The following is an 11932-nucleotide window of genomic DNA, read 5'->3' as shown; positions in this document are numbered from 1 at the left end:
CTGCCCTGACGCCCGCGTGCTGCGGCGATTGAATTTTGCGGGTCGCAGTCGCGACTTGCCCCCCTTGACAGACGTGACCACACCATGCCGCAAACGCACAAGACTACTACCCAGTTGATCGAATTCAAGGGCACGACGCTTCCGGTCGTCGTCGTTACACTGCGCTCCCTGCAACCGGACGCACTGGCCGAGGCAGCGAATACGCTGTTTGGCGACGATGAGTTTTTCGACGGTGATGCTGCCCTGCTGGAACTGTCTCACCTCGTCGACGTACCGGAAGCGGACTGGCGACGGGTAAAACAGGTATTGAGAGCACACGGTCTCAACGTCATGGGCGTACGCGGCGGCAGTGATGAGTTGCGTCAAACCGCAGCCTTTGCCGGCTTGCCGACCTACGCTGCCAGTGAGCGCCCGCTACATGCCGCAGCCCCTTGCGAAACGGCTGCGCCACCGGCAACCCCTGCTCCTGCCCGCAAGGCAGATCCCGAGCCGCCACCGACGGTGACTGCCGCCCCCGAAGCAGCGCCGACATTGTTCATCGACCGACCACTACGCTCTGGGCAACAGGTATACGCCCGCGGTGGCGACTTGGTCGTCCTGGCAGCAGTCAATGCCGGCGCCGAAGTCATCGCCGATGGCAGTATTCACATCTACGCCCCATTGCGGGGGCGCGCACTGGCCGGTGCCAGCGGGGCTGCCGACGCACGCATCTTCTGTACCCGCTTCGATGCCGAACTGGTTTCGGTCGCCGGTCTGTACCGGACCTTCGACAACGGCGTGCCCCGCGAGTTGAAGGGCGAGCCAGTACAGATCCGGCGCTCTGAGCAACCCGGCGACGAAGGGAGCAAACTGATTGTCGAATCGCTGCACACCGACTGATGACGGGGCGGAATTGCATTCCGACCAACAAGCATCGCTGCCGCTCAACAGAAAGCCCATTCTGCAGGTAGAATCTCGACTTTTATCTGCGGGGAAAGATCCGTGACACGTATTGTCGTCGTAACTTCCGGCAAGGGTGGCGTTGGCAAGACCACCACCAGCGCCAGTTTCGCCTCGGGCCTCGCCCTGCGGGGTTACAAGACTGCCGTCATCGATTTTGACGTCGGCCTGCGCAACCTCGACCTGATCATGGGCTGTGAACGCCGCGTCGTCTATGATCTGGTCAATGTCCTCAATGGAGAAGCGACACTCACCCAGGCACTGATCAAGGACAAGCACTGCGCGAACGGCAATCTCTTTGTTTTGCCCGCTTCGCAGACCCGCGACAAGGACGCGCTGACCGAAGAAGGTGTCGAGAAGGTGCTCAAGGAACTCGAACACATGGGCTTCGACTACGTCGTCTGCGATTCGCCGGCAGGCATCGAGCGGGGCGCCGTGATGGCACTGACTTTTGCCGATGAAGCGCTGGTGGTCAGCAACCCGGAGGTTTCCTCGGTGCGCGACTCGGACCGCATTCTCGGCATCATCCAGGCCAAGTCGCGGCGCGCGCTACTCGGCGGCGAGCCGGTCAAGGAGCACCTGCTGATCAGCCGCTATTCGCCGAAACGCGTCAGTGAGGGTGAGATGCTGTCTTATCAGGATGTGCAGGAGATCCTGCGCGTGCCGATCATCGGCGTCATTCCCGAGTCCGAAGCGGTGCTGCAATCATCGAATGCGGGCACACCGGCGATCCATCTCGCCGGTTCCGATGTCGCCGGTGCGTACCTTGACGTCGTTGCCCGCTTTCTCGGTGAAAGCGTGCCCTTGCGTTTCGTGGACTACGAAAAACCCGGTCTCTTCAAGCGGCTGTTCGGGGGTAAATGAGGATGTCCCTGTTCTCCCTGATCTTCGGCAACAAGCCCAAAACGGCTGCGATTGCCAAGGAGCGACTGCAACTGATCATTGCCCACGAACGCAGTGGCAGCGCCAGTACGCCGGATTTTCTGCCGGCCCTGCAGCGGGAGTTGATGGCCGTGATCTCGAAGTATGTGTCGGTGAACCCCGAAGACATCAAGGTGTCGCTCGAGAAGCAGGGGAACTTCGAGGTGCTGGAGGTCAACATCGTCATGCCGGAAGCGACCAGCAAACCCTGAACATCGCAGTTTCCCGATCCCCCATTCATTCGCCTTGCGGATCAACGACGTGACCGAAGCCCTTTTTGAATCGACGATCTCCAGCTTGCCTTTGCTCGGCCGCGGCAAGGTGCGGGACATCTACGCGATTGACGATGACAAGCTGCTGATCGTCACCAGCGATCGTATTTCGGCCTTCGATGTCGTCCTGCCCGACCCCGTTCCCGGCAAGGGCAGGCTGCTGACGCGCCTGGCCAGCTTCTGGTTTGAAAGGCTCGCCGGGATCATCCCGAACCAACTGACCGGGATCGATCCGGAAACCGTGGTGGCTGCCGACGAACGACAGCAGGTGCGAGGTCGGGCGTTGGTTGTCAAACGGTTGCGACCGCTGCCGATCGAAGCGGTGGTACGTGGCTATCTGATCGGTTCGGGATGGCAGGACTACCAGGCCACGGGCAGTGTTTGCGGCATCCTTCTGCCCAAAGGGCTACGGCTCGCGAGCAGGTTGCCGCAGCCGGTCTTCACCCCGGCGACCAAGGCAGCAATCGGCAATCACGACGAAAACATTTCCTTCGAACGTGCGCAGGCCGAATGCGCCACGGCACTCGCCGACCTGCTCGCGGCTACCGGCAAGAGTGCCGAAGTCGTCGCTGGACAGGCCCGCGACGCCGCCGTCGCGCTGTATGCTACGGCGGCACAGCACGCCGCAGCACGCGGCATCATCATCGCCGACAGCAAATTCGAATTCGGCCTCGATGAGTCCGGCACGCTGCACCTGATCGACGAAGTTCTGACCCCGGACTCGTCTCGCTTCTGGCCCGCCGACGCTTATTGCGAAGGCAGCAACCCTCCGTCATTCGACAAGCAGTATGTTCGCGACTATCTTGAAACGCTGGACTGGAACAAGCGAGCGCCTGGCCCGCGCCTGCCCGCGTCGGTACTCGCCGGCACGTACGCCAAGTACGCCGAGGCCTGCGAACGCCTGACCGGCGAACGGGTACCTGCTTGACCGAGCCGGCAGCACCGGCGGCCCGAGATCCACGTTGCACGCCCGTGGACAGGTTCCGGGACGCCCGATGGTGACCGAGAAGACTGCCTTTCGCGGCACTCGTGCCCTTTCCAGTGTGTCTGCCGCAGAAAGCGCGAGTCGCTGACGCGAACTGCACACCCACCCCCTCAGCAAGGAGAACGCATGCGTCTGGAGCCAACTCCCCCTGCCCGCGGCAAGACAGCACCCAAAGTCCACAGCGTATCCGCCAACCGCCCATTCGTGTGGCTGGTGGCAGGCTGGCGGGATCTGCGCGCCAACCCGATTGCCAGCCTCGCGTTTGGCCTGTTGTTCGCGATCGCCGGCGACCTGATCACGATCTTTGCCTGGCGCAATGGACAGGTGTTCATCGTCGCCACTTCCGGCTTTTTCCTGGTCGCCCCACTGCTCGCCGGTGGACTCTACGAAATCAGCCGGCGACTTGAAACCGGGCAGTCGTCGACCTTCTTCGTGTCGTTGGCCGGCGGCCGACGCAACGCCATCGAACTGAGCAAGCTTGGCCTGCTGCTGGCAGCCATCGGACTCGCCTGGGAACGCATCTCGACCTTGCTGTTCGCCTTTCTGGCACCCGACATCACCCCCGATCTGCTCGCCCTGCTGGCCGAGATCCACCTTTCCACAGACCACCGCGACCTGTTGTTGATCTGGATTCTGATCGGTGGCACCCTGGCGTTGATCGTCTTCGCGATCACGGTGATCTCGGTACCGCTGCTGCTTGACCGCCACACCGACTTCCGGACGGCCATGCTGACCAGCCTGCGCGCAGTAGACGCCAACCTGCTGGTGATGACCTTCTGGGCGTTCCTGGTCGTCGCGCTGACCGCGCTGGGTTTCGTCACCCTGTTCTTCGGACTGATCGTTCTGATGCCACTGATCGGCCACGCTTCCTGGCATGCTTATCGAGACCTTGTAGAATTCCCAGCCGACCTTCTGCCACCACGGATCTCCTGATGACACCCAATGCCCTGCCAGACAACCCGCTCCTCGACTTCTCCGGACTGCCCCGTTTCGACACGCTGATGCCGGGCGATGTGCAACCGGCGATCACCACGCTGCTCGCGCAAGATCGCGCCCTCATCGAGCGCCTGACGGCCGACGATGTGGCCGCGACCTGGGAAAATTTCGCTGCACCACTCACCGACGCCTTTGAGCAACTGTCACGCGCCTGGGGGATGGTCACGCATGTACACTCGGTCAATGATGTGCCTGAGTGGCGCGACGCCTACAACAGCATGCTCCCCGAAGTCTCCAGCTTCTATGCCGAAGTCGGCCAGAACCTGAAGCTGTTCGCCGGCTACAAGGCGATCGCCGAAGGCAGTGAATACGCGCAGTTGTCCACTGCCCAGCGCCGGGTGCTCGACAACGAGATTCGCGACTTCCGGCTGAGTGGTGCCGAGTTGCCCGCCGAGAACAAGCCGCGCTTTCAGGCCATTGCCGAGGAACTTGCACAACTCTCGGCAAAGTTCTCGGAGAACCTGCTCGACGCAACCAACGCCTTTACCGAAACGATCAGCGACGAGAGCGAACTCGCCGGCCTGCCTGAAGACGCCCGCCAAGCGGCGCGTGAAGCGGCGGAACGAGACGGCAGAACAGGCTGGAAGTTCACTCTGCACATGCCATCCTACCTGCCGGTGATGCAATACGCCGACAGCCGCCGCCTGCGCGCGGCGATGTACCGCGCCTACGCCACACGCGCCTCCGAATTCGGCCCCGAAGAACTCGACAACAGCCCGCTGATTCGCCGCATCCTGGAACTGCGCCGCGAACAGGCGCAGCTTCTCGGCTACGACAATTATGCAGAAGTTTCGCTGGTACCGAAGATGGCCGAATCGGTGCCGCAGGTCATCGACTTCCTGCAGGATCTGGCATGCAAGGCCAGGCCCTTTGCCGAGAAGGATATCGCCGACCTGCGTACCTTCGCATTCGCCGAACTGAACCTCGCAACGCTGGAAGCCTGGGATGTCGCCTATGTGTCGGAGAAGCTTCTGCAGGCGCGCTATGCTTTCTCGGAACAGGAGGTAAAGCAGTATTTCACCGAAGAGCGCGTGCTGACGGGCCTGTTCAAGGTCATTGAAAGGCTGTTCAACGTTCGTCTCAAGCCCGACGCTGCGCCGACATGGCATGCGGACGTACGGTTTTTCCGCATCGAGAGCGCAGACGGCGAGTTGATCGGCCAGTTCTATCTCGACCTCTACGCCCGCGAGACGAAGCGCAGCGGCGCCTGGATGGACGAAGCCATCGGTCGCCGCTGCGTGCGGCAAACCGCGGCGGCTACAGCCGCCCCTGGCGGCATCCAGAAGCCGGTCGCCTACCTCAACTGCAACTTTTCTCGACCGGTACGCGACGCGGATGGAATAGCACGGCCGGCAACCTTCACGCATGACGAGGTGACCACGCTGTTCCACGAGACCGGGCACGGTCTGCATCACCTGCTGACGCATGTCGATGAGCTTGGCGTCGCCGGCATTCATGGCGTCGAATGGGACGCTGTCGAGCTGCCCTCGCAGTTCATGGAAAACTATTGCTGGGAGTGGAGCGTGCTGCAGGACATGACTGCACACATCGACACCGGGGAGCCGCTTCCACGCGCCCTGTTCGACAAGATGCTGGCCGCGCGCAACTTCCTGAGCGGCATGCAGACCCTCCGACAGGTCGAGTTTTCGCTGTTCGACCTGCGGCTGCACAGCGATTTCGACCCGGCGGGGGAGCGCAGCGTACTCGATCTTCTGGCGGAAGTGCGACGGCAAGTCGCGGTGCTCGTACCTCCGGCCTGGCACCGCTTCCCGAACAGCTTCGCGCATATCTTTGCCGGCGGCTACGCTGCCGGTTACTATAGCTACAAATGGGCCGAGGTGCTTTCTGCGGACTGCTACGGTGCTTTTGAAGAGGCCGGCGACCCTTTCGACTCACCCACCGGGCAACGCTTCCAGAGTGAAATCCTGGCGGTTGGCGGCAGCCGGACGGCGATCGACAACTTCCGGGCTTTCCGCGGCCGCGACCCACAGGTTGACGCGCTGCTTCGGCACAGTGGCATGATCACTAACGATTGAGGTTTCGCCGCATGCTCGCTTCAGCTACCTTGCGCTTCGCCCAACTCGCCGTTCTGCTGCTGATCGCCTCCGCAGCAAGCGCACAAACCACCTACCGCTGGATCGACCCGAGCACTGGCGGCACGGTAGTTTCGGACCGACCACCGCCGCCGGGGGCCAGACAGGTCGTCAAGTCTGCGCTGGTAGGCGCTGACGGGCCACAGATCCCTTACGCTGTCCGCCAGGCCAGCGAGAAGTTTCCGGTGGTCCTGTACACCAGCGTCGGCTGCGTCACCTGCAAGGAAGCTCGCGCCCTGCTCGAGGGGCGTGGCGTTCCTTTCTCCGAGAAGGTGCTTCAGAACGAGGAAGAAGTTGTCGAACTCGGTCGGCAACTCGGTGGTGAGGCGCTGCTGCCCAGCGTGAGCGTCGGACGGCAAAGCGCCAGGGGCTTTTCACCGAGCGTCTGGAACGCATTGCTCGACGCCGCCACTTATCCCAGCAGCGCCCCCTACCGGGCAAGGCCCGTCAACGCCGCGTCCGAGTGAACCTGGAAACCGGCCGGCGTGTTGAAAACCGCTGCCAGCACTCAAGAGCCACTTCACTGCCAGGCAGACCAGGGAGCAGACGACCTATGGCGGGCCCATTGTGGCCCCGAACTCCCTCTACTGATCCACCGCTTCCCAGGCACCGAACAAGACGGGCGGTGAAACCGTAGATGACCGCGTCTTCTACGAACCATATGAACGCCGCCAGCATTGTCCGATTGTTCTTGCTCGCCGCCATCTGGGGAGCCTCTTTTCTGTTCATGCGCGTCAGCGTCCAGGCCTTTGGCCCGGTAGCGCTGATCATGTTCCGCGTCGCCATCGCGGCGGTGTTTCTCTGGCTGGCCAGTCGGTGGCTGAAGCGCGACCTCAAACTGGGCATGCAGTGGCGGTATTTCCTGACCCTCGGCTGTTTGAACTCGGCCTTCCCGTTCATCCTTTTCGCCTATGCCGCACAGTCCCTGCCGGCATCGTTGCTTTCGATTCTCAACGCCACATCGCCTCTCTTCGGCGCGGCGATAGGAGCGCTGTGGCTGCGCATCCCCCTGACCTTGCCCGTTGGTCTGGGTCTGGCATTCGGCCTGGCCGGCGTCACCGTGCTGGTCGGCCAGACCGCATTGCTGGTCGGTGATCGCGATTGGCTGGCCCTGGCCGCAGGCCTTGTGGCGCCGGCTTCGTACAGCGTGGCGAGCCTATACACCAAGGCCCACCCCGGTCGGGCGACACCCTTCGACAACGCGCATGGCAGTATGTGGATGGCCGTGCTGGCAGTACTGCCGCTGGTTTTTCTTGCTCCGATACGTGCAGCGCCGAACGCCGGTGACTGGGCTGCCGTCGCGTTGCTCGGGACAGTCTGTACCGGCACCGCTTATCTGCTCTACTTCCGCCTGATCGACGAGGTCGGTTCGACGCGGGCGTTGTCGGTTACCTTCTTGATCCCGGTGTTCGGCGTCCTGTGGGGAGCCCTGTTTCTTGACGAAGCAGTGGGCTGGCATACCCTGCTTGGCGGCGCCCTCGTTCTGATGGGAATCGCCATGACTGCCGGCGTGTTGAGACTGCCTGCGTTGCGAATGTGAAGCAGGCGTATTGTCCATTACTCCCTCGCCGGGCGATGGAATGGTGTTATCCTAAATTCCTCTGTTAACCCGCGGCAAGTGCGAGACTTGGGGGAGCCACAGGCGTAGGAGGAGATGCTTTCGGTCTAGCGTTGATGATTTTGTCGACGATGTAGCGGACAAGCGCCGGCCAGCGGCCAGCTTTTGGCAACTGAGGCGCACTTGCCAGAACATGGTCAAGACCCTTGCGGACATTGACGATCATCGCCTTGATTTGGTCCCCCGCCGCATGGGAGAGCGTGAGCAGCAAGCGAGACTGGCCGGCGTGCTCGGTCAGGCGGCCCACCCCGGCGAGCAACATCGGGCGACTGGTGATCGCTTCCAGGCGTGTCTTCGGATGCGCCAGGCGAACATACCAACTCCACCAGTTGTAGATCAGCGCCACCGCTCGCGCCGAGAGGTTGCAGCGCTCCAGGTCCTGCGTGGTGTAGCCGCCCCAGCCCCATTGATTTTTCAGTTCGTCGAAGCCATTTTCACAATCGGCCCGATCCCGATACAACTGGCCCATGGCTTCTGTCGAGTAGTCCGCGTTCGTGACCAGGACGGCGTATTCCCAGAGTTTGGCCCTCTCCGAATGGTCGAGGAACTGCAACTCGGGCTGGGTGCTCTCGTTGCTCGCTTCGGCGACCAGGCTGGACTTGACGCGTCGCCGTAGCACCACAACACGCCGCGCGCGAGTCCAGCCCGCCAATTGGAGTTCGGCTTCCACCGCGTCAAAACCCTGGCCGACACCCTGCCAGTCGCTGCGCCGCCAGAGCCGCTCGATCAGGCGCTTGACCCCAGCCGTTTGCTTGAGCTTGAAGAGATAGCGCTGCCCTATCTCTTCCATCTCGGCCATCATGCCTTCATTGCCGAAGGCGATGTCGCCGCGCACCAGGACGGGACGTTCCTCAACAGCGAGTCGTTCGAGCAGCAGGCGTAGCCGGGGCCGGCTATATTTCCCGGCAATGGCTTTGCCGCCTTGCACTTCCACATCAAGCACCAAACGCAGATTGCCGATCCAGTAGGTGTGCAGTGTATGACTGGGCCGTCCCGGTTTCGTGGGGTTGTATCCGACCTCGGCGCCCGCCTGGTGGCCGTAGAGCAATTTGATGGTCGTGTCGACGTCGAGAATCCAGGGCGTACGGAGCGCTTCGCGGCTGCTCTCCGAAAGCGCCGTGTCCATCCATGCCGTACTCTTTGCCAGTTGCGCCGCCCGGGCAGCACGCGCTTCGCCGCGGCACGGCTTGGCTTGGTTCGGCGCCAGATGCGCCAGGGCGCGGCGCAGACTTTCATCGCTGATGATCTTGTTCATGCCGAGAATCTGCGGCGCGACCTCGTCGCCGCGTAGCCCGGTCACATGCGCATAGCGCCGCTGGCCATCCAGTATCGACAACATCCAGGTGCCGAGAACGTCGACCGACTCGGGTGCGTTGGAGCTGGTGTAGGCCATCGGACACCCCCCCAGCCAACGGGTGAATAGGCCCGAGACTTCGAGGAATTCGGCAAAGAACGGCAACTGCCCCAGGGCCGTGGCACTTCCCCCTTCGTCCCAGCGAACGTGGAATCGCCCACCAAGCGTCGCCACACGCATCTCCAGCGCCGTCTGCTCGATCTCTTGCAAGGCACCATCCACCGCCTTGACCAGCTCTTTTCGCTCGAAATCCAACTCACCCATTGGGTGACCCTCCCGATTCGCCGGAAACCCTCACCAGCACTCAGTTTGCAGCAATTCTTGCTCTTTCAACTGAGGAAAATAGGGTTATCGAACCGGCGCTCGCTGGCGAAAACAACGGGCAGCAAATGGAACGGCCCGGGAGCTTGCGCTTCCCGGGCCGCTGGCCGACTAGGTCTCGGTCACAAACCAAACTACACCTAGTGACCCGATGCCGAAGACGAGCCCACGCCCGTTTCCGAACGAACCTTCTGGGCCGGGTATAGCGAACGCTCGAGTTGTGCCTGCTTGCTGTTGTCCATCTTGGAAACCAGATAGATCACCAGGAAGGCTGCCGTCATCGAGAACAGTGCCGGTGAAGAGTACGGGAACAACGCGCTGCCTTTCGGATTCTTCAGTACGGCTTCCCATACCGAGGCCGACAAGATGGTCAGCACCACCGACGCCACCAGTCCAACGATGCCCCCGGCGACTGCCCCCTTGGTGGTGCAATCCTTCCACAACACCGACATGAACAGCACCGGGAAGTTGGCCGAGCAGGCGATGGCGAAGGCCAGCATCACCATGTAGGCGACGTTCTCCTTCTCGAACGCGATTCCAAGGAACACCGCGACGATACCCAGGCACACCGTGGTCATCTTCGAAACACGCAGTTCCGAAGCGGAGTCGGCGTTGCCGTGCTTGAACACGGTCGCATAGAGGTCATGCGACACCGCCGAAGCGCCGGACAGCGTGAGGCCGGCAACCACCGCGAGAATCGTCGCGAAAGCCACCGCCGAGATGAAGCCCAGGAAGATGTTGCCGCCAACCGCGTTCGCCAGGTGGATGGCCGCCATGTTGCCGCCGCCCTTGAGACCATCCCAAACCAGTTTCCCGTCAGCGCCGACGGCTTGAACGCCGTCAACCATCTTCGGCACGTAGTACACCTCCGGGCTCTGCGTCAGCATGACGATGGCGCCGAAACCGATGATGAAGGTCAGAATGTAGAAATAGCCAATCCAGGTCGTCGCCCAACCGACCGACTTGCGTGCTTCCTTGGCGCTCGGCACGGTGAAGAAACGCATCAGGATGTGCGGCAGACCGGCGGTACCAAACATCAGCGCCATGCCGACCGAGATCGCAGAGACCGGATCCTTGATCAGCGCTCCCGGGGACATGATGGCCAGATGCTTGGGATGGATCTCGACAGCCTTGGCAAACAGGGCCTCGGGGTTGAAGTTGAACTGCCAGAGCACGGCCAGGGCCATGAAGGTGGCACCGGTCAGCAGCATGATGGCCTTGATGATCTGCACCCAGGTGGTGGCCGTCATTCCGCCGAAGAGCACATAGCACATCATCAGCACACCAACGATGACCACCGCGTAGATGTATTCCATGCCGAACAGCACTTTGATCAACTGGCCAGCGCCAACCATCTGGGCGATCATGTAGAAAGCCACGACGACCAGTGAACCGGTGGCAGCGAAGCTGCGCATCGGCGTTTGCGCGAAGCGATAGGCAGCCACGTCGGCAAAGGTGAACTTGCCCAGGTTGCGCAGACGCTCGGCCATCAGGAAGGTGATCACCGGCCAGCCGACCAGCCAGCCGATCGAGAAGATCAGGCCGTCGAAGCCATTGGCGAACACCAGACCCGAGATCCCCAGGAAGGACGCCGCGGACATGTAGTCACCGGCAATCGCCAGACCGTTCTGAAAGCCGGTAATGCCACCACCGGCGGTGTAGAAGTCGGCAGCCGACTTCGTCTTCGCCGCGGCCCACTTGGTGATGCCCAAGGTAATCGCGACAAAGATGGCGAACATCGCAATCGCCACCCAGTTGGTCGCCTGTTTCGTGGTGTTGCCGAGGTCGGCACCGGCGGCGAGAACCCCGCCGGTGGCCAGCAGGCCGAGGGTCAGGCCAAGGATGTTGCGAGTGGATTTGCTGATCATTTCTTGCTGGCCTCCCTGATGACTTCGGCATTCATGTCGTCGAACTCGGTATTGGCCTTGCGGACATAGACGTTGGTGATGGCGATGGTGAAGATGATCACACCAACCCCCAGCGGAATGCCGATCGTCGTCACCATGCCCGGCGCCAGAGGCGTGCCCAGCCATTCCTTGTTGAAGGCAATCAACAGGATGTAGCCGTAATAGGCGATGATCATCAGGATGGACATGATGGTGCTGTAACTGGAGCGCTTGCGGACCAATTGGTGGTACTTGGGATTGGCTTCAATCCGTGCAACGATGTCGTCGTTCACTTTTTGTCTCCTCCTCTAGGATATACAAATATCGAGTCACGTATCATGACTAGCGACGAATCATAGTGACCATTACTTACTTGCCGCTTACGCCGCAAGCAGAACGCCCAAGGCAACAATGCCTTGCCGTGCCTGCTTCATACCTTGCCTTAGGTGGCCCGCGGAAAGGCGCTGCGAGGTGTTTGCTGCACCACGGTCGATCATTGAATGGTCCCCTCACTGCCTGCCGGCGATATAGCCCCCCTCGCCTCGAA

11 protein-coding genes are annotated in these 11932 nt (G+C 61.7%); 8 read left to right on the top strand and 3 right to left on the bottom strand.

Annotated elements, in window-relative coordinates; genetic code table 11:
- Positions 1–84: 84 nt before the first annotated feature.
- From minC to AC15MQ_RS21840, 8 genes are all read left to right on the top strand, one after another.
- The gene (gene minC, locus AC15MQ_RS21875) at positions 85–879 is read left to right on the top strand and encodes a septum site-determining protein MinC (RefSeq protein ID WP_287652416.1); all 795 of its coding nucleotides are present in this window, start codon (positions 85–87) and stop codon (positions 877–879) included.
- Positions 880–981: 102 nt separating this feature from the next.
- Positions 982–1803, top strand: a complete 822-nt coding sequence (gene minD / locus AC15MQ_RS21870; RefSeq protein ID WP_287652417.1) for a septum site-determining protein MinD — start codon at positions 982–984, stop codon at positions 1801–1803.
- Positions 1804–1805: 2 nt separating this feature from the next.
- Positions 1806–2072, top strand: a complete 267-nt coding sequence (gene minE / locus AC15MQ_RS21865) for a cell division topological specificity factor MinE (protein ID WP_287652418.1) — start codon at positions 1806–1808, stop codon at positions 2070–2072.
- Between the two features lie 49 nt (positions 2073–2121).
- Positions 2122–3060: a phosphoribosylaminoimidazolesuccinocarboxamide synthase gene (locus AC15MQ_RS21860; protein ID WP_483081324.1), complete on the top strand. Its 939-nt coding sequence runs from the start codon at positions 2122–2124 to the stop codon at positions 3058–3060.
- A 183-nt stretch (positions 3061–3243) separates the two neighbouring features.
- On the top strand, positions 3244–4050 hold the full coding sequence (locus AC15MQ_RS21855) for a DUF2189 domain-containing protein (protein WP_287652420.1): 807 nt from the start codon (positions 3244–3246) through the stop codon (positions 4048–4050).
- Positions 4050–6149: a M3 family metallopeptidase gene (locus tag AC15MQ_RS21850; protein WP_483081323.1), complete on the top strand. Its 2100-nt coding sequence runs from the start codon at positions 4050–4052 to the stop codon at positions 6147–6149. The genes AC15MQ_RS21855 and AC15MQ_RS21850 overlap by 1 nt, the downstream gene beginning before the upstream one ends.
- An 11-nt stretch (positions 6150–6160) precedes the next feature.
- Positions 6161–6673, top strand: a complete 513-nt coding sequence (locus AC15MQ_RS21845) for a glutaredoxin family protein (protein ID WP_287652422.1) — start codon at positions 6161–6163, stop codon at positions 6671–6673.
- 194 nt (positions 6674–6867) lie between these two features.
- Positions 6868–7746 (top strand): DMT family transporter, encoded by an 879-nt coding sequence (locus tag AC15MQ_RS21840; RefSeq protein WP_287652423.1) that lies wholly within the window; start codon positions 6868–6870, stop codon positions 7744–7746.
- Positions 7747–7810: 64 nt separating this feature from the next.
- Here the strand turns inward: AC15MQ_RS21840 and AC15MQ_RS21835 are convergent, their stop codons facing one another.
- The 3 genes from AC15MQ_RS21835 to AC15MQ_RS21825 form a co-directional block, all read right to left on the bottom strand.
- Positions 7811–9442, bottom strand: coding sequence for a transposase (locus tag AC15MQ_RS21835; protein WP_287664039.1), 1632 nt, complete (start codon positions 9440–9442; stop codon positions 7811–7813).
- A gap of 197 nt (positions 9443–9639) precedes the next feature.
- Positions 9640–11367 (bottom strand): cation acetate symporter, encoded by a 1728-nt coding sequence (locus AC15MQ_RS21830; protein WP_287652424.1) that lies wholly within the window; start codon positions 11365–11367, stop codon positions 9640–9642.
- A complete protein-coding gene (locus tag AC15MQ_RS21825) occupies positions 11364–11678 on the bottom strand; it encodes a DUF485 domain-containing protein (RefSeq protein WP_287652425.1) in 315 nt (104 codons plus the stop codon). Before AC15MQ_RS21825 ends, AC15MQ_RS21830 begins: the two co-directional genes overlap by 4 nt.
- Positions 11679–11932: the final 254 nt, after the last annotated feature.

Source organism: Candidatus Accumulibacter propinquus (genome assembly GCF_056856495.1).
This window is presented reverse-complemented; position numbering and strand designations above follow the sequence as displayed.

Bases quoted from the DNA above. Each gene is read 5' to 3' on its own strand.
- AC15MQ_RS21845 (WP_287652422.1), top strand. From the start codon at position 6,161: ATGCTCGCTTCAGCTACCTTGCGCTTCGCCCAACTCGCCGTTCTGCTG.
- AC15MQ_RS21855 (WP_287652420.1), top strand. From the start codon at position 3,244: ATGCGTCTGGAGCCAACTCCCCCTGCCCGCGGCAAGACAGCACCCAAA.
- minE (WP_287652418.1), top strand. From the start codon at position 1,806: ATGTCCCTGTTCTCCCTGATCTTCGGCAACAAGCCCAAAACGGCTGCG.
- AC15MQ_RS21835 (WP_287664039.1), bottom strand. From the start codon at position 9,442: ATGGGTGAGTTGGATTTCGAGCGAAAAGAGCTGGTCAAGGCGGTGGAT.
- AC15MQ_RS21840 (WP_287652423.1), top strand. From the start codon at position 6,868: ATGAACGCCGCCAGCATTGTCCGATTGTTCTTGCTCGCCGCCATCTGG.
- minC (WP_287652416.1), top strand. From the start codon at position 85: ATGCCGCAAACGCACAAGACTACTACCCAGTTGATCGAATTCAAGGGC.
- AC15MQ_RS21830 (WP_287652424.1), bottom strand. From the start codon at position 11,367: ATGATCAGCAAATCCACTCGCAACATCCTTGGCCTGACCCTCGGCCTG.
- AC15MQ_RS21850 (WP_483081323.1), top strand. From the start codon at position 4,050: ATGACACCCAATGCCCTGCCAGACAACCCGCTCCTCGACTTCTCCGGA.